The 25,181-nt window shown below is 38.4% G+C and carries 22 protein-coding genes, 2 pseudogenes and 2 riboswitches; of the genes and pseudogenes, 13 read left to right on the forward strand and 11 right to left on the reverse strand.

Annotated elements, in window-relative coordinates; translation table 11 throughout:
• Positions 1 to 162: 162 nt before the first annotated feature.
• The 3 genes from V7108_RS21820 to V7108_RS21830 form a co-directional block, all read right to left on the reverse strand.
• Positions 163 to 1,131: an L-threonine 3-dehydrogenase gene (locus V7108_RS21820; protein WP_335569392.1), complete on the reverse strand. Its 969-nt coding sequence runs from the start codon at positions 1,129 to 1,131 to the stop codon at positions 163 to 165.
• A gap of 60 nt (positions 1,132 to 1,191) precedes the next feature.
• Positions 1,192 to 2,382: a glycine C-acetyltransferase gene (locus V7108_RS21825; RefSeq protein ID WP_335569393.1), complete on the reverse strand. Its 1,191-nt coding sequence runs from the start codon at positions 2,380 to 2,382 to the stop codon at positions 1,192 to 1,194.
• 281 nt (positions 2,383 to 2,663) lie between these two features.
• The gene (locus V7108_RS21830) at positions 2,664 to 3,662 is read right to left on the reverse strand and encodes an NAD(P)H-dependent flavin oxidoreductase (RefSeq protein WP_335569394.1); all 999 of its coding nucleotides are present in this window, start codon (positions 3,660 to 3,662) and stop codon (positions 2,664 to 2,666) included.
• Between the two features lie 215 nt (positions 3,663 to 3,877).
• Positions 3,878 to 3,979, forward strand: a riboswitch (purine riboswitch).
• A gap of 112 nt (positions 3,980 to 4,091) precedes the next feature.
• Between V7108_RS21830 and V7108_RS21835 the strand changes: the two genes are divergently transcribed.
• Entirely contained in the window at positions 4,092 to 4,688 is a 597-nt protein-coding gene (locus V7108_RS21835) for a xanthine phosphoribosyltransferase (RefSeq protein WP_335569395.1), read from the forward strand.
• Positions 4,685 to 5,986, forward strand: a complete 1,302-nt coding sequence (locus tag V7108_RS21840) for a nucleobase:cation symporter-2 family protein (RefSeq protein WP_335569396.1) — start codon at positions 4,685 to 4,687, stop codon at positions 5,984 to 5,986. Before V7108_RS21835 ends, V7108_RS21840 begins: the two co-directional genes overlap by 4 nt.
• A gap of 147 nt (positions 5,987 to 6,133) precedes the next feature.
• Here the strand turns inward: V7108_RS21840 and V7108_RS21845 are convergent, their stop codons facing one another.
• Complete coding sequence (locus V7108_RS21845) at positions 6,134 to 6,310, reverse strand: spore germination protein (protein WP_335569397.1); 177 nt, start codon at positions 6,308 to 6,310, stop codon at positions 6,134 to 6,136.
• Between the two features lie 346 nt (positions 6,311 to 6,656).
• Positions 6,657 to 7,178 carry a methylated-DNA--[protein]-cysteine S-methyltransferase gene (locus V7108_RS21850; protein WP_335569398.1) on the reverse strand — a complete coding sequence of 174 codons (522 nt, stop codon included), beginning with the start codon at positions 7,176 to 7,178 and terminating at the stop codon, positions 6,657 to 6,659.
• 365 nt (positions 7,179 to 7,543) lie between these two features.
• On the opposite strand from V7108_RS21850, the gene V7108_RS21855 reads away from it, so the two are divergent.
• The 8 genes and pseudogenes from V7108_RS21855 to V7108_RS21890 all read left to right on the forward strand — a co-directional run.
• The gene (locus V7108_RS21855; protein WP_335569399.1) at positions 7,544 to 8,452 is read left to right on the forward strand and encodes a putative selenate ABC transporter substrate-binding protein; all 909 of its coding nucleotides are present in this window, start codon (positions 7,544 to 7,546) and stop codon (positions 8,450 to 8,452) included.
• A 13-nt stretch (positions 8,453 to 8,465) separates the two neighbouring features.
• Positions 8,466 to 9,218 (forward strand): phosphonate ABC transporter ATP-binding protein, encoded by a 753-nt coding sequence (locus tag V7108_RS21860; protein WP_335569400.1) that lies wholly within the window; start codon positions 8,466 to 8,468, stop codon positions 9,216 to 9,218.
• A gap of 1 nt (position 9,219) precedes the next feature.
• Entirely contained in the window at positions 9,220 to 10,857 is a 1,638-nt protein-coding gene (locus V7108_RS21865) for a PhnE/PtxC family ABC transporter permease (RefSeq protein WP_335569401.1), read from the forward strand.
• A gap of 271 nt (positions 10,858 to 11,128) precedes the next feature.
• Positions 11,129 to 12,295 carry an MFS transporter gene (locus V7108_RS21870; RefSeq protein WP_335569402.1) on the forward strand — a complete coding sequence of 389 codons (1,167 nt, stop codon included), beginning with the start codon at positions 11,129 to 11,131 and terminating at the stop codon, positions 12,293 to 12,295.
• Between the two features lie 64 nt (positions 12,296 to 12,359).
• On the forward strand, positions 12,360 to 12,749 hold the full coding sequence (locus V7108_RS21875) for a hypothetical protein (RefSeq protein WP_335569403.1): 390 nt from the start codon (positions 12,360 to 12,362) through the stop codon (positions 12,747 to 12,749).
• Positions 12,750 to 12,818: 69 nt separating this feature from the next.
• Complete coding sequence (gene cccB / locus V7108_RS21880) at positions 12,819 to 13,178, forward strand: cytochrome c551 (RefSeq protein WP_335569404.1); 360 nt, start codon at positions 12,819 to 12,821, stop codon at positions 13,176 to 13,178.
• Between the two features lie 142 nt (positions 13,179 to 13,320).
• Positions 13,321 to 13,488: a lipoprotein gene (locus tag V7108_RS21885; RefSeq protein ID WP_335569405.1), complete on the forward strand. Its 168-nt coding sequence runs from the start codon at positions 13,321 to 13,323 to the stop codon at positions 13,486 to 13,488.
• Positions 13,489 to 13,503: 15 nt separating this feature from the next.
• Positions 13,504 to 13,830 (forward strand): annotated as a pseudogene (locus V7108_RS21890) (redoxin domain-containing protein); the annotation flags it as partial.
• A gap of 64 nt (positions 13,831 to 13,894) precedes the next feature.
• Here V7108_RS21890 and V7108_RS21895 read toward each other — a convergent pair.
• Positions 13,895 to 14,668: a sugar phosphate nucleotidyltransferase gene (locus V7108_RS21895; RefSeq protein WP_335569406.1), complete on the reverse strand. Its 774-nt coding sequence runs from the start codon at positions 14,666 to 14,668 to the stop codon at positions 13,895 to 13,897.
• A gap of 5 nt (positions 14,669 to 14,673) precedes the next feature.
• On the opposite strand from V7108_RS21895, the pseudogene V7108_RS21900 reads away from it, so the two are divergent.
• Positions 14,674 to 15,465 (forward strand): annotated as a pseudogene (locus V7108_RS21900) (phosphoglycerate dehydrogenase); the annotation flags it as partial.
• 70 nt (positions 15,466 to 15,535) lie between these two features.
• On the opposite strand, the gene V7108_RS21905 reads toward V7108_RS21900, so the two are convergent.
• The 4 genes from V7108_RS21905 to V7108_RS21920 all read right to left on the reverse strand — a co-directional run bounded on the left by V7108_RS21905 (position 15,536) and on the right by V7108_RS21920 (position 19,074).
• Positions 15,536 to 16,279 carry an amino acid ABC transporter ATP-binding protein gene (locus V7108_RS21905; RefSeq protein ID WP_335569407.1) on the reverse strand — a complete coding sequence of 248 codons (744 nt, stop codon included), beginning with the start codon at positions 16,277 to 16,279 and terminating at the stop codon, positions 15,536 to 15,538.
• A gap of 12 nt (positions 16,280 to 16,291) precedes the next feature.
• Entirely contained in the window at positions 16,292 to 17,023 is a 732-nt protein-coding gene (locus V7108_RS21910) for an amino acid ABC transporter permease (RefSeq protein ID WP_335569408.1), read from the reverse strand.
• A gap of 64 nt (positions 17,024 to 17,087) precedes the next feature.
• Positions 17,088 to 17,924 carry a transporter substrate-binding domain-containing protein gene (locus tag V7108_RS21915; RefSeq protein WP_335569409.1) on the reverse strand — a complete coding sequence of 279 codons (837 nt, stop codon included), beginning with the start codon at positions 17,922 to 17,924 and terminating at the stop codon, positions 17,088 to 17,090.
• 101 nt (positions 17,925 to 18,025) lie between these two features.
• A riboswitch (Lysine riboswitch) is annotated at positions 18,026 to 18,207 on the reverse strand.
• Between the two features lie 198 nt (positions 18,208 to 18,405).
• Positions 18,406 to 19,074, reverse strand: coding sequence for a nitroreductase family protein (locus tag V7108_RS21920; protein WP_335569410.1), 669 nt, complete (start codon positions 19,072 to 19,074; stop codon positions 18,406 to 18,408).
• Positions 19,075 to 19,379: 305 nt separating this feature from the next.
• On the opposite strand from V7108_RS21920, the gene V7108_RS21925 reads away from it, so the two are divergent.
• Entirely contained in the window at positions 19,380 to 19,997 is a 618-nt protein-coding gene (locus tag V7108_RS21925) for an NUDIX hydrolase (protein WP_335569411.1), read from the forward strand.
• A 718-nt stretch (positions 19,998 to 20,715) separates the two neighbouring features.
• Here V7108_RS21925 and V7108_RS21930 read toward each other — a convergent pair.
• Positions 20,716 to 21,528 (reverse strand): protein phosphatase 2C domain-containing protein, encoded by an 813-nt coding sequence (locus V7108_RS21930; protein ID WP_335569412.1) that lies wholly within the window; start codon positions 21,526 to 21,528, stop codon positions 20,716 to 20,718.
• A gap of 470 nt (positions 21,529 to 21,998) precedes the next feature.
• On the opposite strand from V7108_RS21930, the gene V7108_RS21935 reads away from it, so the two are divergent.
• Positions 21,999 to 25,031, forward strand: coding sequence for an efflux RND transporter permease subunit (locus V7108_RS21935; RefSeq protein WP_335569413.1), 3,033 nt, complete (start codon positions 21,999 to 22,001; stop codon positions 25,029 to 25,031).
• The last annotated feature ends 150 nt before the right edge of the window (positions 25,032 to 25,181 follow it).

Here is a 25,181-nt window from a genome sequence, read left to right on the forward strand (position 1 = left end):
ACAAATTTTTTGCTTCCGATGGGCACAGTTTCTACCTTAAAAGTGTACAGTTTTTACAAAAAACCGAACAGCTTCTACAAAAAAACATATATTTTATTACCTAAAATCACAAATAAAAAGATGACCCAAAATCTATTTAGGTCATCTTTTTTACAAACGCAACTAATTGGCTTTAGTTTTGTTTGCAGTTAATTTATGTGTAAGTCTATAAATCATATCTTCTGTCATTTTTGCTAAGTCATATTTAAATGTAAAGCCCCACTCTTCTTCTGCAGTGATGGCATCGATAGAATTAGGCCAGCTGTCGGCTATTTTTTGGCGGACCGGGTCGACATTATATCTTAGTAGAAAGTGCGGTATATGTTTTCTAATTTCATTTGCAAGTTCTTCTGGGTCAAAACTCATTGCGGTAACATTGAACGAATTCCGGTGGATCAGCCTGCATGGGTCTGCCTCCATCAAATCGATAATCGAATTAAGGGCATCTGGCATATACATCATGTCCATGTACGTCCCCTTATCGATATAGGAAGTATACAGACCATTTGTGATAGCTCCGTAGAAAATCTCTACAGCATAGTCTGTGGTACCCCCGCCAGGCAAGGCGACATATGAAATCAACCCTGGAAAACGTAATCCCCGTGTATCGACTCCAAATTTATGATAATAGTAATCGCTTAATAGCTCCCCGGCTACTTTATTTACACCATACATGGTCGTGGGCCGCATAATGGTATCTTGGGGTGTACTATTTTTTGGTGTAGACGGTCCAAATGCTCCGATTGAACTAGGCGTGAAAAATTGTGCTTTCAGCTCTCTAGCTGTTTCTAATGCATTCATTAATCCACCCATATTTAAATTCCAAGCTAGAACAGGTCTTGCCTCGGCAGTAGCAGACAGAAGTGCCGCCAAATGCATCACAGTATCTACTTTATATTTTTTTGCTACTTCCCCCATCTTGTTGAGGTCGGTAACATCCACGATTTCAAATGGCCCGCTTTGTGCCGCTTCACTTTCGTTCTTCTTAATATCAGTAGCGATTACATTGTCTGTACCATACGTTTCCCGCAACTTCATCGTAAGCTCAGAACCGATTTGTCCTAATGCACCTGTAATTAAAATTCGTTTCATTCTTCTCCGTCCCCTTAACATATGTCATGTAAACCCCCGCCCATCGAAGGGTTTCTATAATTAAATAATGCTCATTTCCCTGCCGACTTTCTCGTAAACAGCAATTGCCTGGTCAAGCATTTCTTTTGTGTGTGCTGCAGTTGGCATGTTGCGGACACGTCCAGTTCCCTTCGGAACAGTTGGGAAAACAATTGCCTTTGCATAGACGCCCTCCTCATTCAACCGTTTGCTAAATTGCTGTGCTAATGCTTCGTCTCCAATAATACATGGTGTGATCGGTGTCTCACTGTTTCCTATATTAAAACCTAAATCCTTCAAGCCCTTTTTTAAGTAATCCCCATTTTCCCAAAGCTTTTGATTTAGTTCGGTGCTTTCCATTAAGATTTCAATTGATCTTTTACTTGCCGCTACATCGGCTGGTGTTAAGGAAGTAGAAAAAAGGAACGGACGACTGCGTACTTTTAACCAATCAATTAAATTCTTTCTCCCTGCAACATATCCACCTACGACACCAATCGCTTTTGAAAGAGTTCCAATTTGAAAGTCAATTTTGTCAGAAAGGCCGAAATGTTTAACCGTACCAGCACCGTCACCAAGAACCCCAGAGCCATGTGCATCGTCTACATATGTAATGAGATCAAATTCTTCGGCAATTTTTACGATTTCTGGAAGTAGCGCGATATCTCCATCCATGGAGAAGACACCATCAGTAATGACCATAATTTTATTGTATTGACCCGATGCCTTTGCTTCTCTCGCTTTGTTACGTAAGTCCTCCATATCTGAATGATTGACTCGAATTATTTTTGCTTTAGACAGGCGGCAGCCATCAATAATGGAAGCATGGTTTAATTCATCGGATAAAATTGCGTCGTTTTTATCCATTACAGCCGAAATGGCAGCCATATTACAATTAAACCCAGATTGATAAGCGATTGCTGCTTCCGTATGTTTAAACTCAGCTAATTTCTCTTCTAATTCTACGTGGAGTTTAAGTGTTCCGTTAATCGTTCTTACTGCCCCTGCACCTACTCCATATGTTTCAAGTGCCTCCGCTGCTGCTTTCTTTAATCGTTCATCGGTCGCTAATCCTAAATAATTATTGGATGAAAGATTTACGAGTTGTTGACCATTTATTGTAATAATTGGGCCGTTAGGGCTTTCTAATGGATCGATGACATTATAGAGACCTTTACTTTTTAAATCTTCTAAATTCTCGTTTAAAAATTGCTCCAACATTTTACTGGACATATTTATTCCCCCTTATTGTCGGTTTCGGAAAAACAATTGTCCGCTCCAGGTGGACAATTAAAAAACCATTTAACCTTGGTATGAAAGTGTTTCTTTACTATACTTTATCATATTTCATTTAAGAATGTTCGTTCCAAATGGACATTTTTGATAAAAATTTTTTTGTATTTATAGGTTGTACAATTGGATATATTGCAAAGGGAGCTGAAAAGGTATTATGGATTACAAAGAAAGAACCTGCCCAAATTGGGACAGGTTCTTTTTAACGATTGTATACATGGTTACTTCACTTTTATTCCACTTAATTTTGCAGAGGATTTGTTCACATTTTCCAGTGCCTCTAAGTATTCGCTCTCTAATCGGTTTATGATATCAGCGGCAGACTCGATTTTATCTATAGCACCTACACCGTGCCCAGCGGACCAAATATCGCGCCAGGCTTTCACATCGGATTTACCCGCCATGTCATTAAAGTCAACTTTTTCTTTTTTAACCAACTTTTCTGGATCAAGACCAGCTTTTACAATACTAGGAATGAGCATGTTTGCTCGTACTCCGGAAAAAGCATCCGTTAAAAGTATATCTTCTTGAGTAGAAGTGACGAGCATTTCACGATAATCATCTTGTGCCATACTTTCCGTTGCAACGATAAATCTTGTTCCCATATAGGCAAGGTCAGCACCTGCTGCTTGTGCGGCTAATATCCCTTTACCAGTAGAAATAGATCCTGCAAGCACAATAATCCCATCCCAGAAAGATCGAACCATATCCACGAATGCAAAGCTATTAATCTGACCTGAGTGTCCACCTGCACCACTTGCTACTAAAATTAACCCGTCAACCCCTGCTTCTGCAGCTTTCTGAGCAAATTTTAAATTGCTTACGTCGGAGAAAACCAAGCCCCCATACTCATGTACAATCTCCACTACTTGTTTTGGACTACCTAATGAAGTAATCACCAATTGCGGCTTGTGTTTTTTTAGTAACTCAAGCTCGTCCTTAAGACGGCTATAGGTACTATGTACAACTATATTCATGGCCCATGGTGCGATTTTACGGTCAGGCTCTGCTGCCTTAGCTTCTGCTAATTCCTCATTTAAGTGACCCATCCATTGATCAAGGACCTCAATCGGTCTTGCATTTGGGGCTGGGAAAGATCCAATTACACCATTCAAGCAGCAATTTTTTACAAGTTCTGGACCGGACACTAAAAACATTGGTGCTGCGATAACTGGCAGTTGTAGCTGGTTCCACCAATTTTCAGGGATTGTTTTTTTCATATACATTTACACTCCTTGGTTTAGAATTTTCTGAATTAAACTTCTATTTATATAGTAACTGATAATGAATGGTTATTCAATCATGGAGTGAGGCCAATTATCATTATTAAGAAAGCGTTTTTCTAATACGAACGAAGGTTTTTAAAAATATCATATTGTTCGTCTTTTGAGAAAAAACGTATTGATTTCCGTTTCCATCATGTTTATAATGTGAATGAATTCAATAAGGCTTCACTCATATAATCGCAGGAATATGGCCTGCAAGTTTCTACCAGATTGCCGTTAACAATCTGACTATGAGTGGGTAATGTAAATGGAGCTTTTTTAAGCGTTCCATTATTGGTCTATAAGCCCAAATGCATTGCCTCACTCGAAAACTGATGTGAGCAATAGCATTTGGGTTTTTTATTTTTCCGAGGGGGTCAAACAATGAGATTATTAGAAGAGAAGATTAGAAAGGACGGCAAAGTCCTAAATGAAAATGTATTAAAGGTGGATTCATTCTTAAATCACCAAATAGATGCCAATTTAATGAATGAAGTTGGCAAAGAATTTGCTCAGCGTTTTGCTGGTGAAGGAATTACGAAAATCGTTACCATCGAGTCTTCAGGTATTGCCCCTGCTGTTATGGCTGGTTTATATATGAATGTCCCGGTGATTTTTGCGAGAAAAAGAAAATCTCTTACGTTGACAGATGATTTGCTGACCGCAAGAGTCCATTCATTTACAAAAAATGAAACAAATGAACTTGCAATCGCAAGAAAATATGTAAAGAAAAATGATAAAGTTCTTATAATTGATGATTTCCTTGCAAATGGTCAGGCTGCTCTTGCCTTAGTTGAGATGGTCCACAATGCTGGCGCGTCTGTTGCCGGCATTGGAATTGTTATTGAAAAATCCTTTCAGCCTGGTGCTCAAATATTAAAAGAGCAAGGTTTAAGAGTTGAGTCATTAGCAAGAATCGCTTCTCTTTCTAATGGAGAAGTAACATTTATTACTGATAAAATGGAGGAAGTCATCCAATGAAACAACATCCTTTTAAAATTGCCTCACTGGGTATTCAACATGTGTTAGCAATGTATGCAGGAGCTGTAATCGTACCGCTTATCGTAGGCGGTGCATTAAATCTGACAGGTGAGCAATTGACCTATTTGGTTTCCATAGATATTTTAATGTGTGGAATTGCGACAATTCTACAAGTTTGGCAAAATCGCTTTTTCGGAATCGGTTTACCAATCGTCTTAGGTTGTACGTTTACTGCGGTTGGTCCGATGATCGCCATTGGCGGTGAATATGGTATTTCAGCCATTTACGGTTCGATTCTTGTATCTGGATTAATCGTCATTGTCATTGCACAATTCTTTAGTAAATTAATAAAGTTCTTCCCTCCTGTCGTTACAGGATCTGTCGTTACAATTATTGGTATTACGCTAATTCCTGTGGCTATGAACAACATTGCCGGCGGTCAAGGAAGCCCTGATTTTGGCTCCTTATCAAATATCAGTCTAGCATTTGGAACTTTATTTTTCATTATTCTTCTCTATCGTTTTGCAAAAGGATTTATTCGTTCCGTTGCGATTCTATTAGGTCTTGCTGGTGGGACAATTGTAGCTGCATTGATGGGCAAGGTAAACTTTGCAGCCGTTGGGGAGGCTTCATGGTTCCATATGGTTAAGCCTTTTTATTTCGGTACTCCAACCTTTGAATGGACACCTGTTATTACTATGACTTTAGTTGCAATTGTAAGTTTAGTAGAATCCACAGGTGTGTATTTTGCCCTCAGTGATATCACTGGCAGAAAACTTAAGGAAAATGATCTAGCGAAAGGTTATCGTGCAGAAGGTCTAGCAATTATGTTGGGTGCAGTCTTTAATGCTTTCCCTTATACCACCTATTCTCAAAATGTCGGTCTAGTACAGCTTTCAGGTGTAAAAACGAAAAATGTTATCTATACTATGGGTGCGATGTTAGTCATTTTAGGATTTGTACCTAAAATAGGTGCCTTAACAACTGTTATTCCAACTCCTGTATTAGGCGGGGCGATGGTGGCAATGTTTGGAATGGTAATCGCGTACGGTATCAAAATGTTAAGTAAAGTAGAATTTGCTTCTCAGGAAAATCTTTTAATTATAGCTTGTTCAGTTGGAATGGGTCTTGGAGTGACAGCTGTCCCAGATTTATTTGCACAATTGCCAGAAAGCGTTAAAATCCTAACCAATAACGGGATTGTTGCTGGAAGCTTAACGGCTATCTTCTTAAATATTGTGTTTAATGTAGCGAGACCTGTAAAAGCTCAAAAAACAATTAGTCAAAGTGCTGATTAAAAATGATCCAATAAAAATCAGGTAATCCCCAAACCGATAAAATGCCCCGTATAGGTTAGACACCAATCTAGCATTTACGGGGTAATTTTTTGATTAAACTCGCTAAAAAACCTCGTGCTCTTCCACAAAAAATAAAGCGGTGCTCACTTAGCAGCGCTTTTGGAAATTCACCATTAACTCATTTTCAGGAGTCGGACTTGTATTATCCTCACCAGAGCTAGAGTTTGTTTTGGTGATGGAGATGGGTGAAATGTAAACCGCACCGCCAAAGTTAACAATACCGCCAGAAATTGTCCCGATCGAAACATTATTAGGGTTCGTCACCAATGTACCCCCTCCTTTATGTTACTGCTATGATATGTAAGGATGTGGTTAGGGTTCATACAATAGTCGTCCAAATTTTGTACAAGATCTGGTTAATGGTCAACCGAAACTCTTCAATTTAGAAAAATGATTTAAACATTTCTTGGTGGTCATTACATTCCTTACAGATATACTCTATTTCCAGTGGATCTTCTCTTACCATATGGACAGTTTCTCTACTGCAATTTTCACAAAATCTAACTTCCTGGATTTCTTCCATAAAGCTCACCTCTTCTTCTTAATAAAAAGTATCCTAAGAATATCATTCCTTTTTCTAGAGCTTCTAAACCGTTTTTGTTTTCTCTTATTATTTTTTATTTCCAATGTTTCCCTGCTCCAGCTGCAAAAGCGCTGACTTCATATCCAATCCACCGCGAAACCCGGTTAGTTTTCCATTCTTTCCGATCACTCGATGACAAGGTACAATTAATAGATTTGGATTTGCCCCGATAGCTGTACCTACTGCACGAACCGCAGCAGGTCTTTGTATAGCGTTTGCTATATCCGAATAGGTCCACGTTTCTCCATATGGAATGGAACACAATGCATTCCATACCTCAGTTTGAAACGGTGTTCCTTTTAAATCCTGAGGTATTGAAAAAGAATCTCGTTTTCCTTGAAAAAATTCAATAAACTCCACCACATAAGGCTGCATGGCCTCGTCATTTTTGATCAGTTTCCTTCCGGGATATCGCTTTTGAACCCATTCTTCCAATTCCTCAAAAGCTTTACCTTGTGAACCTACATAACAAAGTCCCTTAGAAGTTGCTGCCATATATAGTTCCCAATTTCCATAATCCAATTTTGTCCAATAAACGTCGGTTTTCATTTTAAATCCCTTCTATCCTTTTAATTTCTTGACCTCTCTATTAGTATACCGATTTCAAGAGATGTATTTAAGTACGTATTATATGGTGATTTAAGATTGATTAACAAAAAGTTTGGAATGTCGGAGAATGATCACAAACGGTCATCGCATAAAAAAACACTAAATTCCTGCGTAAAAGGCAGGAGTTTAGTGTTTATTCTTAAGGATTACTATCTGATCCATATTTTCTTATCGGTAATTCCGATAAGTATCAATACGTTATATAGATAAAATGAATTTAATAGAGATAATCAATTCATTATAATCATAATGGCAAGGACAAAACTACTGTGTTAAACAACAAACATTATGAGGTGGATCGTTTTATGAAAAAATGGGTATCAGGAATTATTTTGTTTATGCTCGTACTTACATTAGCAGCTTGTGGGCAAAATGATGATAAAGCAACAGTAGGAAAGAAAGAAAGTAAAGAAACAAAAACAGAAGAAGTATTTAAAATCGGTGCGATTCCCGATCAAAATGCAGCATTCCTTCAAACAGGAATGGATGCGGTCGCTAAGCAATTAAGTGAAGAAACAGGAATGAAGGTTGAATTTGTCCCTTCCGTTGATTATGCAGCATTAGTTACAGGTTTTCAGCGCGGAGAAATCCATTTAGCATGGTTTGGCGGCTTAACAAGTGTTCAAGCTAGGAACCTTGTGCCAGATGCTGAGTCGATTGTTCAACGTCCACGTGACGCAGAATTCAAATCTGTATTTATTACCCAAGAAGGCTCAGGAATTAACACACTAGCTGATTTAAAAGGAAAATCTTTTACTTTTGGCAGTGAAAGCTCGACATCAGGACATTTAATGCCGCGTTATTTCTTATCTGAAGAAGGCATTGATCCGAATACAGACTTTAATGGAAAGCCAAATTTCTCAGGCTCCCATGATACAACGTATAAGTTAGTTGAATCTGGTTCTTTCCAAGCAGGTGCGTTAAATATATCCGTTTGGGAAGCTGCAGTAAAAGAAGGCAAAGTAGACTCTAGCAAAGTAAAGGTTTTCTACACTACTCCAGATTATTACGACTATAACTGGACAATCAATAGTAATGTTGAAGAAGTGTTCGGAAAAGGATCTAAGCAAAAAATAAAAGACTCGCTTCTTTCAATGCCCGGCGATTCAAAAGAAATTGCTGATTTATTCCAAACAGACAAGTTTATCGAAACAAAGAATGATAACTATGAAAAAATTGAAACAGTAGCAAAAGAATTAGAGATAATTAAGTAGTAGGTGTTGTTACATGTCTTCAAAAACTATAATTGAAGCGAAAAATATCACAAAACAGTTTGAGCGGAAGATAGCCCTATCTTCCCTTTCTTTTTCTATTAAAAAAGGTGAATTGGTTGCCTTAATTGGTCCTAGTGGTGCTGGAAAAACAACCCTTTTAAACTCAATTGCCGGCCTTGTTCCGCTGCACAGCGGAGAGCTCATGATTGATAGTCAGCCTCTGGGCACCTATAAACGCGGCAGACGATTTGCTAAAAAGATAGGCGTCATTCGCCAGCAATTCGATTTAATTGGTCCTCTGGCCGTGATTCATAATGTTCTGGCAGGTAAATTATCTGAGTGGGGATTTATCAAATCAATCTTTTCTCTGCTCATTCCACAAGAAAAAGAAGTGGCGATTAGAGCACTAGAACGAGTTGGACTGAAAGATAAAGCATATGAAATTACAGCGACACTTTCAGGTGGAGAACAACAGCGTGTTGCAATGGCTAGATTATTGGTGCAAAAACCGGAGATTATTCTAGCAGATGAACCAGTCGCTTCTCTTGATCCCGCTCGGGCAGATGATGTGCTGGCGATGTTGACCAACATCGTTACAGAGGAAAAACAAACATTATTGGCAAGCTTGCATTCTGTAGAATACGCCCGTAAATACTTTACTAGAATCATCTCACTCAAAAATGGGGAGATATTTTTTGATTTGCCAACGGAAAAAGTAACCGATGAACTTTTAAATGAATTATACCGATTGAAGGAGCAGGTTTAAGATGATGAAACTTATCCCCTCTCTTCGGCTTCATAAAAGATTCATCCTTACATTACTGTTCCTTTTCGTTTTTATTTGGAGTCTTTCCTCGGTTCGTTGGAACGCTGAGCTATATCATGCCGGCGGGATTCCAACCATGCTGCAAATAGTGGAAGGATTGATCCAGCCAAATTTAGATCCTGGCATCTTATTGGTTGGTTTGGAATCTGCATGGATAACTCTCGCATATGCAGTTGCAGGGATGTCGTTAGCCATTATCTATGCATTTATTGCTGGTGTCCTTGCATCAGGGACATTAACCTCCAGTAAGTTTTCTAGAATATTCTCGAAAGTGGTATTTAGAGGAATTCTAGGTTTTACTCGCTCGATTCATGAATTAATCTGGGCATGGCTTTTTGTTGCTGCGGTGGGTCTTTCCCCTTTTGCTGCAATCTTTGCTCTTGCAATCCCTTATGGCGGGATTCTCGGACGGATATTTGCAGATATGTTAACAGATGTCCCAGAACAACCCATTATGGCACTTAAATCTGCAGGGTCCTCTCGCCTCCAGACATTGATTTATGGTTACCTGCCATTGGTCTGGGCTGATTTCATTAGTTACACGATGTACAGGTTTGAATGTGCGATTCGATCTTCAGCGATTATGAGCTTTGTTGGTCTTGGGGGATTAGGTTTCCAAATCCAATTAGCTCTTGCGGACTTGAAATATAATTCCGTATGGACATATGTTTTTTTTCTCATTGCCCTCGTTATTTTTGTAGATAGCTGGAGCAACTTTGTTCGTGGAGGATTAACCGATCATAAAAGGCGAAAAGGTTTTGGAAATGGCTGGTTTTCCGTTCTGTTTTCCTTAGTTTTAATCGTTAGTTCGTGGGTGTATATTACTTTGGCGGAAAAGGCTAATTTATTTGAGCTATTATCTGAAAGAAATTTGGAGTATGCAAAAAAGTTTTTCGGCGGACTCTTTGGTGTCGATCAAGAAAATCCAGCTTTTCTTAATGGTGAGAGTTGGACTGCGGCCTTAAAGTTAACGTTAGAAACGCTTGAAATGAGTATTATGGCAATAGGATTTGCAACTGTTGTTGCCTTTATTACCGTTATTCCTGCAGCAAGAAACATCGCGAATGGCAGTCTTACTTTGAAAAAAAGTTGGTTGAATTGGATTCTTTTCGGCTTTATTCGACTGACATATATCTTTTCTAGAGCGGTTCCAGAACTCGTTTGGGCGATGATGATCATTTTTATTTTTAAACCTGGCATTTTGCCTGGTGCTTTAGCTCTTGCTCTTCATAACTTTGGTATTTTAGGAAAGCTTTGGGCAGAAGTAATTGAGGATATGGACCCTAGGCCAATCCGAAATTTATCCACATCTGGTGCTTCAAAAATCGAAATTATGTTTTATGGAATACTGCCGATTGTTCTCCCAAGATTTCTCACATATATTTTATATCGCTGGGAAGTGATTATGAGAACTACAATCGTTGTTGGGTTTGTTGGTGCAGGCGGGCTGGGGATGGATTTTAAACTCGCAATGAGCTATTTTGATTATACTCAAATCACGTTACTGTTACTTTGTTATATGATCCTCGTTATCCTTGCAGACCTTGCGTCTGAAACAACTCGAAAGGCAGTTAAATAGAGAGTACATATCCATTCAAAGGGTGTGTGCTCTTTTTTTATCTGTCACCCTCCCTGCTACACATTTGCTAGCAACTGATATATGATTGCTATCTGAGTGATGGACCCGCTATTTTAAAAAATCTTTGAGGTTTGTAAAATAATATATAAATAAAACTTGAAATACTTGTATTCATTTCATGTTTTCTATTATCCTAAGCATAGCGGTCAAAATTTGTATCAACCGAGACATAGAGATTTGATCTGTTTAAATTATTTAGGAGTTGGAGTTATTGGAAACAAAGAGAGCTTTACCTATTTTATTTTTAGTGATGTTTTTAGTCATGATAGGTTTTGGGATTATCATTCCCGTTCTTCCTTTTTATGCTGAAGAAATGGGTGCCTCCCCTACACAGCTAGGATTACTAATGGCCGTTTATTCATTAATGCAACTGATCTTTGCGCCATTTTGGGGTAAATTGTCTGATCGGATTGGACGTAAACCAATCATGATGATTGGTATTGCCGGATTATCCTTATCATTTTTTATTCAAGCAATGTCTACTGAACTTTGGATGTTGTTTGCGGCCCGAATTATCGGTGGAATTCTTTCTTCTGCTAATATGCCAACCGCAATGGCTTATGTCGCAGATATAACAACCCCAGAAAATCGTGGAAAAGGTATGGGAATTATTGGAGCGGCAGTTGGTTTAGGATTTGTATTTGGACCAGCGATTGGCGGTATATTTTCAAAAGCAAGCATGAGCATGCCTTTCTATTTAGCTGGAGCTTCTTCGTTAATCACATTAGTGATCATTTTCTTTCTATTAAAAGAATCTTTACAAACAAATAATCAAGAGATTCAGCAAAGTAAAATTTCATCGAGATGGAAAGCATTTTCAGGACCTGCGGCCGTATTGTTCTTATTACAGCTATTGATTTCTTTATCACTGTCTGGTCTTGAAGCAACATTTGCTTATTTTGCTGCCAAAAAAGCTGGCTTAGGAGCCACTCAGCTAGGGTATATTTTTATGATCATGGGCTTTGCAGGTGCGTTAGTACAAGGCGGTTTGGTTGGAAAGTTAACAAAGAAATATGGTGAAGGGAAAGTTATACAAGGCGGAATCATTGTATCCGCGATAGGTTTCGGTTTAATCCTGCTTGTAGACAGTTTTGCAACGGCAGCAATATTTTTATCTATTTTTGGTATCGGTAACGGCGTCATTCGTCCAAGTGTCTCTTCCCTGCTTACGAAAACAACAGATGCTGGACATGGAAGTGCCACAGGTCTGCTTTCTTCCTTTGATTCATTAGGAAGAATTATTGGTCCTCCATTAGGAGGCTGGTTATTCTCGCTATCGATTGGATTACCCTATATATCAGGTGCAATCATTTCGATTCTGGCTTTAGTTCTTTATCAATTTTATCGTTCAAAGGCTTTAATTTTAAAAACAAACTAGCATATGTTAAAAGGACATGCATAAGATAGGTTACGAGGATGTATTGTTAAAGGAGTCGAGATAAATGAAACTGCTCTCTCATTTCACAACGTTTATAATCCTGTGTATACTTGTTGCTTTGGTAGCCTATCTTGATTCACCCTATTCCTTTATTCATAGTGGCTATTCCTATTCAACCAGTGAACCAGCAGTGGCACAGCCGGTAGAAATAAAGCCTTCAACCGAAATACCGGTTTTGGAAAATAGGCTGGACAGTGTTGAAAAAATGGACGGATATTACGTTGAAATTTATCAGGAATACGAAGTATTTTACGATGGAGAAGGTAATGTGGCCAAAAAGAACCAACTGGCAAGACGGAAAGTGTCAGGTATTGGGATGAAAGTAAAAAAATCAAACGGTAAAAGCTGTCGAAAGCATTTCGACAGCTATTTTGTTTTTATAGCGATTTTATAGGTATTCATTCGAATATTTAGAAGCGATATTTGAAAGCCTACTAGTAGTTGGTAGTTGGAGGTGAATATGATGAAAAAATGGCTTTATGGAATCATATGTGTTGCATTTCTTGGCCTTATTACTGCTTGTGGCGGTGGGAATGATGAAACAAAAGAAGACACAAATAATACTCAGGAACAAACTACAGATGAACAAGAACAAACAGCTGACGCAGGTGATGGAGATGCTTTATTTCAACAAAGCTGTTCTTCATGTCATGGTGGTGACTTAGTCAGCGGCGGAGCACCGGATCTTGATAAGATTGGCTCAAAGTACTCTAAAGATGAAATCGAACAAATTATTTTAAAGGGACAAGGCGGTATGCCTGGGGGACTTCTTAAAGGTGAAGATGCTGATGCAGTTGCATCTTGGCTTGCTGAGAAAAAATAAGTGAGTAAAAACCAGAATGGACATTCCAATCTGGTTTTATTTTTTGACAAGAATAAGCTGAATTATTTGCTAGATAGTACTGTTTACACTACAATAAACTTATTGATTTTTATTCATATTCAAAAAATAAAAGGAGTTCAAGATGAAACCAAGAATTCTTGTCTTATTCCTTCTAGCGGTTCTTGTATTATCTGCTTGTGGACAAAAGACACTTAACGAACCATTGACATTACTAAACCAGGATCAAAAGGAAGTAACGTTTCCTTCAGAAAAACCAACAGTCTTCTTTTTTATTACCACCTATACCTGAGGACTTTGCCAGCAGCAACTGGTTCAGTTGCATGAAAATTTGGATGAATTAAAAGACCTAGATGCAGATATGTATATTGTTAGCAATGATTCTCCCGATGAACAGCTTGAATTATATAATCAGTTAACAGAAGCTTTTGGTCAAAGCCTCCCATTCGTTTCTGATCCAGAACTCGAATTAATTGATTTCATGGGCATGAAAAATGGTGATGTAGCCTATAGAGGATATGGGATGATTGATAAAGATGGCGAAGTCATTTTTACAACTAAAAATGACCATTGGGGAGAACAGTTTGACCATACAGGAGAAAAGATTAAGGAAGAATATAATAACCTCCAGTAGTTTTAGAAAAGATCCTTCAAAAAAGCTAATCAGACAAGATTAGCTTTTTTGCTTCTTATTAGAATTATTTAAACATTTTTTCTATAGGATGATTTTTTTGAATGGTTTGATGATCTCCAATTAAGGTAATATCACTGAACGGGGCAGAGTCCCCTATTTTAGCATTTGCCTCTATTACACAACCTCTACCGATCACGGCACGATTGATAACTGCATTTTCACCTATGATGGTATTTGGCAGTATAACAGAATCTTTGATTTTAGCCCCTTTTGCAATTCGGACACCATTAAAGAGAACAGAATTGTCAACTCTTCCAAACACAACACAGCCCTCACTAATGATTGATTTATGCATGGACCCTTCTTCATCAAGATACATAGGCGGCTGAGGCAGTCCAGAGGTATAAATTTTCCATTCCTCATTTACTAGTATCGGATTTGTCCGTGCCGACAATAGATCCATATTCGCTTCCCAAAAGCTCTCGACTGTCCCAACATCTTTCCAATACCCACTGAAACAATACGCATGGATATGGCAGCTATCTCGTAACATAGCTGGGATGATATCCTTACCAAAGTCTTTTGAAGAAAAGGGATTCTTTTCTTCTTTTTCAAGGTATTTTTTTAATATAGCCCAATTAAACAAATAGATTCCCATAGAGACAAGATTAGATTTTGGTTTTTCTGGTTTTTCCTCAAAATCGATGATTCTTTTTGATTCTGGCTCCATATTTATGATACCGAAACGGCTTGCTTCACTCCAAGGAACATTGATAACAGAAATCGTTGCATCCGCACCAGATTGTTTATGCTCGTTGATGAGCTTGCTGTAATCCATTTTATAGGTTTGTTGGAAAAGAAATTAAAGGGAAAACGTTAGGAGTCATTGGTTTAGGAGCCATCGGTGCGCTGGTAGCGAATGACGCACTTGATTTAGATATGGATGTAATCGGGTTTGATCCGTTTATCTCTGTCGATACTGCTTGGAATTTATCCCGCAAAGTACAGAGAGCAATGACCATTGAACAATTATTCTCTGAATCTGATTATATTACGGTGCACGTACCATTAACCGATGACACAAAAGGTATGTTTAATGTAGCAACCTTTAGCATGATGAAGCCGGGAGTTCATATTTTAAACTTCTCTCGTGGTGAGCTTGTGAATGAAAATGATATGGCAGCTGCTCTTGAAGGCGGAAAAGTTGGAAAATATATTACTGATTTTCCGAACGAAGCGATATTGAAAATGAAAAATACAGTTCCAATTCCACACCTAGGGGCTTCCACACAAGAATCAGAGGAAAATTGTGCAATCATGGCTGCCCGTCAGGTCAAAGAATTTTTGGAAACAGGAAACATCAAAAACTCAGTGAATTTCCCAAATACTTATCTTCCTTATACAGGAAAGCGCCGAGTCATTGCATTTCACCACAATGTTCCGAACATGGTTGGACAGATAACATCTGCTGTATCTAGTTTCACTTTAAACATTGCGGATATGGTTAACAGAAGCCGAGGAGAATATGCTTATACAATGATTGACATTGATAATAAAGTAAATGGTGATGTTATTCCGGCTTTAGAGGAAAAAATCAAACAAATTTCTGGTATGGTAATCGCGCGGATTATTTAATCATATTTCTAATAAAAATGGAGCCAGGTTTCAATACTGGCTCCATTTTTTATGGTTTTTTTGTCTATAATCACTGTAATAAATTTAACGTCCGTTTTAGGAATTCCCTCGTACGCTCTTGTGTTGGATTATTGAAAATTTGTTCTGGGCTTCCCTCTTCTGCGATAACTCCCTTATCCATAAATACAACACGATCCGAAACTTCTCTGGCAAATTCCATTTCGTGGGTCACGATTAACATCGTAAGACCAGAACCTGCGAGTTCCTTCATTACTTTTAGAACTTCTCCGACCATTTCTGGATCAAGAGCTGAAGTTGGTTCATCGAATAACATCACATCTGGTTCCATCGAAAGTGCTCTGGCAATCGCCACGCGCTGTTTCTGACCCCCGGAAAGCTGCTTTGGCTTCGCATTAATATACTTGTCCATCCCAACCACCTTCAAGTACTTCATCGCTACTTTTTCGGCCTCTTCTTTAGAGCGTTTTAATACCTTCACTTGCCCTACAACACAGTTGTTTAGCACATTGTGATTGTTAAATAAGTTAAATTGCTGGAACACCATACCCAAATGCTTCCGGTAGTCCGTTGCATTATGGTTGTCATCCAAGATATTTTCACCATGATAGATAATTTGTCCGCCGCTTGGTTTTTCTAAAAGATTAATACAACGAAGTAGCGTCGACTTACCAGATCCTGAAGAACCGATGATGGTGACAACTTCCCCTTTATTCACCGAAAAATTAATGTCTTTTAATACTTCATGTGTTCCAAAGGATTTGTTAAGGTGCTGAATATCAATAATCTTTTCCATATTCTCCCCTCCTTATTTTTGTAATGGTTCGTTTCCAATCATCGTATAGTTGTCAGATCCATCTAAACGCTTTTCAATGTATAGCAATATTCTTGTAACAATAAAGGTCATGACAAAATAAATCATACATGCTACGAAAAACGATTCAAAATATCTAAAGTTATTACCAGAAATTGATTTTGTCACGAAGTATAGTTCTGTAACGGAAATAACATTCAGAACGGATGTATCTTTAATATTAATAACAAATTGATTTCCTGTTGCAGGTAGTATATTTCGAATCACCTGTGGCAATACCACATTCCACATCGTTTGCAGATGATTCATTCCAATTGCATGCGCTGCTTCGAACTGCCCCTTATCAATTGAAACAATCCCGCCACGGACAATTTCCGCCATATAGGCTCCTGTATTAATCGAAACAACAATGATAGCTGCTGCAAAAACATTCATATCGATACCAAATGCTAGCGCAGAACCATAATAAATTACCATTGCTTGTACAATCATCGGTGTTCCACGGAAGAATTCAATATAGATGGATAGAATTGCGTTTATCACTTTTAATAGGGCTTTTTTTGCACCGCGTTCAGGCATTGGGATGGTGCGGATTACCCCTGCTGCTAATCCAATTGCTGCTCCAATAATCGTTCCAATTAGAGAAATCAATAGTGTTAACCCAGCGCCACGAAGGAACATAGGCCAGTTTTCTGCAATTATTTTTATGACCCACTCAAGACTCATCTTTTATCCTCCTCTACCTTATAAAACCGACTGTATCCTTAAATACAGCCGGTTTTGACATTTTCTATTCTGCAGCTGGTTGATTCTTAATAGCTGTATCCATAATAGTTGTACGTTCTTCTTCTGAAATACCCTTTAAAACTTCATTAATTTTATCTGTTAATTCACTGCCTTTTTCAAGACCGACAGCAATGGCCGTATCATCTGGGGAAGTTTTAAATCCTTCTTCAAATTCAACCATTACGTAGTTTTCATTTGCAGCGGATGCACTAATTCCTTCTGGACGCTCTGATACATATCCATCAATCATCCCTGATTCAAGAGCTACCCTCATTGCTGGGAAGTTGTCCATCGCCGTTTTCTTGTCTACCCCTTTAATTTGATCAATCACTGAATAGTGGAATGTATTTAATTGAGCTGTAACTTTTGCTCCCTTGAAATCTTGGATAGAAGTTGCACCTTCGTACTTGCTGCCTTTTTTCACGACCATTACTAAATTTGAAGTATAGTAATTATCCGAGAAGTCAATGGTCTCTTTACGTTCTGCTGTTGGTGACATACCAGCGATAATGGCGTCAATTTTACCAGAAGTTAAAGCTGGTACTAGGCCATCCCACTCTGTTTTAACAATTACTAATTCTTTTCCTAAACCTTCAGCGACTTTTTTGGCGATTTCTACGTCATATCCTCCTGCATATTCTGCAGAGCCATTGATTTTAACACCACCGTTGGAATCATCGTTTTGGGTCCAGTTAAAAGGAGCATAACCCGCTTCAAGCCCAACCTTAAATGTATTGTCTTCTGATCCCTTAGAATCAGAACCATTACTTGTCCCGCATCCTGTTACTAGTAGAATAGTAGAAACCAACAAAACTAAAAGTCCCTTTACCTTGTTTCTCATCCTGTTCTCTCCCCCTGTTTTTTAAATTCTAAAACAAAAAACGACCTGAGATAAACTCAGGTCGTACTATCCATAGTTGCCCTTAAGTCCCCTCTTTTATCCCATGAGATAGCACAACCCAATAAACCGGAGAGTTTATTGAGACAGTCCTGCAGCTCTTAACTACAGACCCAGCATGTAATACCGAGAATATTACACACTTCGGCGACATTTCCTTCTCCATAGCATCATTGCTTCTCAAACTCCGCTAAAGACTGTTAAATACCGCGCCTCTACCTCACTGCAAAAAAGTGAGGTCTTATTTAATTGTATTCTTATTCTACAATACTATTCAGATAACCGTCAACTTGTTTCTATTGCCTTTATGAAAGTAACCCAAAAATGTCGGCTTTGTAAAAATGATTTAAAGAGCCTTAACATCAACAAAGCAGACTTTTTAATATAGATATATTATTCTATCATTTAATAACTTTGTATTATATTATTCTTTAACTGATGGCATTTCGTTAAAGAACGTTACATCCTCGATAGGGAGACGCGTAGTAGGATGTCCTGGTTTCGTTGCTTTTCCGATAGCAATGAGCATAACCGGCACAAACTGCTCGGAAATTCCGAACGCTTCAATGAACTTCACTTTATCGTACCCACCCATAGGTACAGTGTCGTATCCTTTGGATCGGGCGACAAGCATGAGTTGCATCGAGACAAGTCCTCCATCAGTATATACGATTTGGCGAGCCACTTCAGGAGGCAAGTTTGAGTACATGCTGACTGTTCGTTCAATGAATGATTTAGCCGTATCAGCCGGCATAAAACCTGCTTCAACAGCCTGTCCATAAATTTTTTCGGCTTTCTTGTAGCTTTCCACATCACCTAGTACCGCAATAACAGCAGAAGCTTCGACTACTTGTTGTTGGTTAAACGCGATAGGCAAAAGCTTTGTCTTCAACTCTGGTTTATCGATAACTAGAAAACGCCATGGTTGCAGGTTCGAAGACGAAGGAGCCAAAGTTGCCAGCTCCAGTATTTCAGACATTTCTTCACGTGAGATCTGCACGGTTGGATCGTATGCACGAACGGATCGACGTTCCCGAATAACATCTAAGAACATTTGCTGTTCGAGCTTATCTAAAGTTTGAGAGTTTGACATAATAATTCCTCCTAGTAATGACATGATAGTTTCGTTCAACTCTACTATGAGCACTTAAGAAAATTATTTTAATAGTAATGGTTTTTAACCCTATCATGAACAATGTGGTAAAAAATACAGCTACCATTAATGTTTGTATTTATACTAGGTAACCTTACTCAGATTGAATCCAATTGTCAAAAGTAATGCATTTGTAACTTTAACCATTAAAATAAGATGATTAGTAATATAGTCGTGGCAAATTTTTGATAAATTCATATAAATATTAATAGAAGATATTTTTAGAAAAACTGGTGGTGTTGATATTGGAACCTAAATGGCTGGATTGGGCGAAACAGCTTCAATCCATTGCGCAGGCGGGATTAACATATTCAAAAGATGTTTATGACTTGGAGAGATTTGAATTAATAAGAAATATTAGCGTTGATATTTTAGTTCATTACACAGATATGGACAAGCATGTAATCAAAGATTTATTTGCAGGTGAAACAGGTTATGCAACTCCTAAGGTTGATATTAGGGCTGTTGTCTTTAAAGATGATAAAATTCTTATGGTCCGTGAAAATACCGATGGGAAATGGGCATTACCTGGCGGCTGGGCTGACATAGGACATACCCCAAGTGAAGTCGCTGTTAAGGAAGTAAAAGAGGAATCTGGATTTACGGTGAAACCGATTAGAGTAATAGCTGTAACCGATAAAAAGTGCCACCCACACCCTCCGTCTGCTTTTCATGTTTACAAAATCTTTATCAAATGTGAAATAATTGGCGGACAGCCGGCTACAGGGATCGAAACAAGTGAAGTGAAGTTCTTTGCAGAAACCGAACTGCCACCTCTATCTATAGCTCGGAATACAAAATCACAAATTGAGATGGCCTTTAAATACTTAAAAAATCCCCTTGAAGCCGTATATTTTGATTAAGTTTATGATGAAAAGGTTCCTGCTACCTTTTATGCTCCTCCTTGTCCGAAGTTGACACTGCTTCGGACATGACTTTGCTTTTTTTGCTCCTCCTTGTCCGAAGTTTACTCGACTTCGGACATGACCTTGCTTTTTTGGATCCTCCTTGTCCGAAGGTGACACAGCTTCGGACATGACCTTGCTTTTTATGGTCCTCTTTGTCCGAAGGTCACACGGCTTTGGACATGTACTTGCTTTTTTGGCTCCCCCTTGTCCGAAGGTGACACAGCTTCAGACACAACCTTGCTTTTTTGGATCCTTCATGCCCGAAGTTTACTCGACTTCGGACATGAAGGAGCTTTTTTGGATCCCCCTTGTCCGAAGGTGACACGGCTTCGGACATGAACTTGCTTTTTTGGCTCCTCCTCGTCCGAAGTTGACACAGCTTCAGACACAACCTTGCTTTTTTAGATCCTCCTTGTCCGAAGGTGACACAGCTTCAGACACGACCTTGCTTTTTTGGATCCTCCTTGTCCGAAGTTTACTCGGCTTCGGACATGAACTTGCTTTTTTGGCTCCCCCTTTTCCGAAGGTGACACAGCTTCAGACACAACGTTGCTTTTTTAGCTCCTTATTGTCCGAAGTTATTCGACTTCGGACATTGCTTGTTTTCTTTTATTAGTGTTATATTCTTCCATATTAAAGTTTTAACCTGAATGTTCATATAGACCACTCCTCCTCACAAAAGCTTTATCATGATCCCAGTTTTATCATCTGAACGAAGATTATTGCTTTTCTCATATTGTTCTAATTCCATCGAGTATACTTGTAAACCGATTGCTTGTATCTTTTTAAATGTTTCTTCTATTGAAAAATTCGGATGAAAAAGGCCATCTGTTATTAATAATAATGTTTTGATTTCACTGATATTTACTTGACCATGCTGGATAAAATTTATAACTTCTTTTTTTCCATTCGCTACAGTGTAACCATTTTCCTTATTCGCTAATGAACGATTAAAGATAAGCTGTTGAGTACTCTCCTGAAAATACTCCTCATCTGGAATTGTAACTCCTTGCTTTCTTTGCTCCTCACGCCATGCCTTTGCTCTATAACTTATATCTTTTACTGTATCCCTTGTTAAGGCTTTTATGGTTCCGTTTTGATACTCAGCTATAATCATACAATCACCGAGCTGAGCATAAGAAATCTTTCCGTCTTCTTCTATCTTTATAATTGCAGCGCATGTAGACCAAAGATTTTCATATTTTTCCTGATTCACCTTGTATTTTTCCATGTACTCTTTCAACATTCTATTAGCAGCCACGATTCCTTCCACTAATGAAAGGTTCCTTTTGTAAAGACTTAAGAAATAATTTTTAAATAAATTCGAGGCTAAATATGCACCGTTCCTTCCGTTTTCATCTTTGAATGGTATTAATGGAGTTGCCCCATCAAAAACCCCATAAAGATTTATCTTTTCATTTAAAACGATTGAATCCTCACTTACAACTTTATTAGGGCATGCACTAAAAAAAGACTCAACTTTCATTGGTTTACCACCTAACCTTCCTTCTCCTAATTACAGGGAATTGATTAAGCAAATTACGATATTATATGATTTATTTGAAGCATTATTTCTTGATTGAACTGAATCAATTCACTTGCTTACTGATAACAGTTCCGTCTAAACAATAAGTGCCAGGGACTAACCAAAATATGGGTGGCCCTGGCACTTATTTGTTTTTATTAATGTTCTATTCACTCAGTAAGACTTAAGTCGTAGAAAAAATTCAGTCTCCTCAAATCAATATAAATATGGGATATTTAGGTAGCAGAATCCACAGATTACGTTGATACCCAATAAGTCCTGTGAATTTTTTTCAAAAGGCGGTGTTGATTCCATGCAAGTGAAGAAATTGTAAATTTTCTATTGTTTAATAGTAAATAATGGATAATATTTACAGAATTGTGTTAAAATTCTATTGGACTTTCTAACTATATCAAAGGAGCGATATACCTATGTCAATTTTCACGAAGTGGGCTTTTCGTAACAAAGCCGCGGTCTCATTAATGACAATTTTGATACTAATCATTGGAGTCGTTAGTTATTTTCGGTTACCCATGGAGTTTTTGCCTTCGGCAGATAACCCGCAAGTAACCATTATCACAATGGGTCAAGGAACTGACTCAAAAACAATGGAAAATGAAGTTACATCATCAATCGAGCGGGCTGTTACTGGAATTAAAGGAAAAAATTCCATCTATAGCTCAACAGGAGACGGCTTTTCAAAAGTAGATTTATTTTTTGAAGCCGGTTCGGACATGAAACAGGCAAAATTAGATGTTCAAGAGGCATTATCAAATGTGGCACTCCCAGCTTACATATCCAAGCCAATCATTTCGCAGCTAAATACCTCCATGATTCCTATCTCCAACATTGCTGTAACCTTTAAAGATGGCCTTACGACCGAAAACCTTGAATTGGTTAAAGAGAAAATAGAACCATTATATAAAGATATTGATGGTGTGTCCCAAGTGCAAACCTATGGAATGGTTGATTCTATGATCTCGGTAAAAATTGATAATCAAAAGTTAGCCGAAAACCAAATATCCCTTCAGACAGTAATGGGAATTCTTCAAGGTCAAAACACTGCCATTGCAGTCGGCGAAAAGAATATTGATGGAAAAACAAGCAATATTAAGGTGATTGGCGACTTATCAAGTCTCGAAAAACTAAAAAGACTGCCAGTCGCACCAAATGTAAGCCTTAGTGATATCTCATCCATTGAAGAAACAAAACACTCAAATTTTCTTAACCGTTTCGATGGGAACGAAGCATTAAGTATCAGTATAACGAAAGACAGCAATTCAAATGCTGTTACCATTAGTAAAGAAATTGAAAAAGTAACAAAGGAAATAAACAAAAAATACGAAACACAAGAATCTACGATCTATGTTGCCTCAGCTGATATGGTTGAAACATCTGTACAAACGATGATGAAAGAAGTCCTGCTTGGTGCTTTATTTGCTACGATTGTCATAATGATCTTTTTACGCAATATTCGAACAACATTTATTACCATTGTTTCCATCCCGCTCTCCCTTTGTTTTACCTTGTTCTTACTGTCGCGTTCAGGGGTAACGTTAAACATTTTAACACTCGGCGGGGTTGCAGTTGCAGTTGGTCGTCTTGTTGACGATAGTATCGTTGTCATTGAAAATATTTACCGCAAAATGCAAACGGAGAAATTTTCAGTTCAAATGGTGATTGATGCTACAAAACAAGTGGGTGTTGCGATTACTGCCTCTACGTTAACAACGGTCGCGGTTTTCCTGCCAATGAGTTTATTAAACGGCGGACTTCAAGAATTCCTTTTACCATTTGCCTTAACCGTTACCTATTCCTTGCTCGCTTCCCTTCTTGTGGCATTGACAGTGGTTCCATTGATGAGTGCAGGGTTGCTGAAAAATACCAAACTGCCAGAACATAAACCGGCGGTACGCTTCCCAAAAGCAGTGAAATGGTCTTTAAATCACAAATGGATTGTTTTTACAATTAGCTTCCTCCTATTTGCCGGTTCGATAGGTGCTTACTTTGCTGTACCAAAGGGTGCGGTTGACAATTCTTCCGCAGACTTTATTTCAGCCACCTTGAAATACCCAAATGAAACACCCTTTGAAACGGTCAAAGAAAAAGCAATTGAGCTTGAAAATTCGATCACTGATATGGATGAGGTTGAGTATGTTTTTAACCAAGTCGGTTCTTCGGCTGACTTCGCTCAATTTGGCCAAATCGGGTCTCCTACCGAAGCGGTCATTAGTATACTTTTAAAAGATAAAGAAGATACAGATAAGGTTTTAAAAGAAATCGAGAAGAAAAAGGACGAATATAAGGATGCTGTATTAGAGGTGGCTACTGCTTCGTTCATGATGGGTGGATCGGCAACGAACATTACCATCGATGTGATTGGTGAGGATATTAATCAACTCGAAAAAACAGCAACCACGATTAAAGAATCGATATCTGATATTGATGGTGTTGAGGAAGTAACAACGAATCAAGATGAAAAGAAAACCGTCTACTCGTTAGTCGTCGATCCTGCAAAAGGGAATACACAGCAAATTGCCCAGCAGCTTGGTGTCATGCTTAATCAAACACCGCTTGGAACCATCACTGTAAATGAAAAACAAACAATGGTTGTTCTTGAACCTTTACTTAACACCAAAACACAAGATGATTTGAAAAACATTCCGATAATGACAGAAAGCGGAATGATTCCAGTATCCGAGATAGCAACATTACAAAAAGCTGAGAGCTCAACCAGCCAATTTCATAAGGACGGTGAAACGTACCTTCGCGTCACAGCTTCCGTCGATCCTGCAAAGCTCTCTGAAATCTCGACGAAGATTAACCTGGAATTATTCGGAGATCAAAAAGACAAAAAAGGAATGGATATCCCTGAAGATGTAGAAGTTCTTGTTGGCGGGGCAAGTGCCCAGCAGATGGAGGATTTTACCGATCTATTCTTAATCATGCTCGTTTCAATCGGAATTGTGTTTTTGATTATGGTGATTACGTTTAAGTCGATAAAAGCGCCAATTGCGATTTTATCCTCGCTTCCACTTGCGGCCATCGGTGCGATTTTAGGAATCTTAATCAGCCGGATTTCCGTTGATATTACGGCACTGCTTGGAGCGCTTATGCTTATTGGTATAGTTGTGACAAATGCGATTGTACTGATTGACCGTGTTAGACAAAACGAAGAAAAAATGACGATTCGCGAGGCGATTGTGGAAGCGACGGCTACGAGAATGCGGCCGATTATGATGACCGCTATCGCAACGATCTGTGCAATGATTCCACTCTTGCTTAAAGAATCTCAAACTGGAAGCTTGGTTTCTCAAAGCTTGGCGGTTGTCGTTATTGGAGGTTTAGCGCTCGCTACCCTCTTAACGTTGATCGTCATCCCATGTGTGTATGAATTATTGTATTTTAAAAAATCAAAGAAACAGAGAATGGCGGAAACAACTGAACATCCGGTTGAAATGTAAAAATGCAAACCCATTTTGATAAGTGGGTAAACTGAGTTTATAGAACGATATCTACTGGTATCATTTGCATCAAATGCGATTTAGAGTTAGTAAGACTTACTTTTAGTTATTAAAAACTGACAGGTGTGTGATGATCTGACCCAATAAAGT

Source organism: Neobacillus vireti (assembly GCF_036962345.1).
Lineage (GTDB): Bacteria > Bacillota > Bacilli > Bacillales > Cytobacillaceae > Neobacillus > Neobacillus vireti_A.

What these genes read in the sequence shown, in the direction of transcription:
- V7108_RS21910 (WP_335569408.1), bottom strand. Translation starts at nt 17,023, where the DNA reads ATGAGTCTTGAGTGGGTCATAAAAATAATTGCAGAAAACTGGCCTATG.
- V7108_RS21895 (WP_335569406.1), bottom strand. Translation starts at nt 14,668, where the DNA reads ATGGATTACAGCAAGCTCATCAACGAGCATAAACAATCTGGTGCGGAT.
- V7108_RS21825 (WP_335569393.1), bottom strand. Translation starts at nt 2,382, where the DNA reads ATGTCCAGTAAAATGTTGGAGCAATTTTTAAACGAGAATTTAGAAGAT.
- cccB (WP_335569404.1), top strand. Translation starts at nt 12,819, where the DNA reads ATGAAAAAATGGCTTTATGGAATCATATGTGTTGCATTTCTTGGCCTT.
- V7108_RS21830 (WP_335569394.1), bottom strand. Translation starts at nt 3,662, where the DNA reads ATGAAAAAAACAATCCCTGAAAATTGGTGGAACCAGCTACAACTGCCA.
- V7108_RS21860 (WP_335569400.1), top strand. Translation starts at nt 8,466, where the DNA reads ATGTCTTCAAAAACTATAATTGAAGCGAAAAATATCACAAAACAGTTT.
- V7108_RS21905 (WP_335569407.1), bottom strand. Translation starts at nt 16,279, where the DNA reads ATGGAAAAGATTATTGATATTCAGCACCTTAACAAATCCTTTGGAACA.
- V7108_RS21935 (WP_335569413.1), top strand. Translation starts at nt 21,999, where the DNA reads ATGTCAATTTTCACGAAGTGGGCTTTTCGTAACAAAGCCGCGGTCTCA.
- V7108_RS21855 (WP_335569399.1), top strand. Translation starts at nt 7,544, where the DNA reads ATGAAAAAATGGGTATCAGGAATTATTTTGTTTATGCTCGTACTTACA.
- V7108_RS21915 (WP_335569409.1), bottom strand. Translation starts at nt 17,924, where the DNA reads ATGAGAAACAAGGTAAAGGGACTTTTAGTTTTGTTGGTTTCTACTATT.
- V7108_RS21850 (WP_335569398.1), bottom strand. Translation starts at nt 7,178, where the DNA reads ATGAAAACCGACGTTTATTGGACAAAATTGGATTATGGAAATTGGGAA.
- V7108_RS21875 (WP_335569403.1), top strand. Translation starts at nt 12,360, where the DNA reads ATGAAACTGCTCTCTCATTTCACAACGTTTATAATCCTGTGTATACTT.
- V7108_RS21930 (WP_335569412.1), bottom strand. Translation starts at nt 21,528, where the DNA reads ATGAAAGTTGAGTCTTTTTTTAGTGCATGCCCTAATAAAGTTGTAAGT.
- V7108_RS21865 (WP_335569401.1), top strand. Translation starts at nt 9,220, where the DNA reads ATGATGAAACTTATCCCCTCTCTTCGGCTTCATAAAAGATTCATCCTT.
- V7108_RS21835 (WP_335569395.1), top strand. Translation starts at nt 4,092, where the DNA reads ATGAGATTATTAGAAGAGAAGATTAGAAAGGACGGCAAAGTCCTAAAT.
- V7108_RS21840 (WP_335569396.1), top strand. Translation starts at nt 4,685, where the DNA reads ATGAAACAACATCCTTTTAAAATTGCCTCACTGGGTATTCAACATGTG.
- V7108_RS21820 (WP_335569392.1), bottom strand. Translation starts at nt 1,131, where the DNA reads ATGAAACGAATTTTAATTACAGGTGCATTAGGACAAATCGGTTCTGAG.
- V7108_RS21920 (WP_335569410.1), bottom strand. Translation starts at nt 19,074, where the DNA reads ATGTCAAACTCTCAAACTTTAGATAAGCTCGAACAGCAAATGTTCTTA.
- V7108_RS21885 (WP_335569405.1), top strand. Translation starts at nt 13,321, where the DNA reads ATGAAACCAAGAATTCTTGTCTTATTCCTTCTAGCGGTTCTTGTATTA.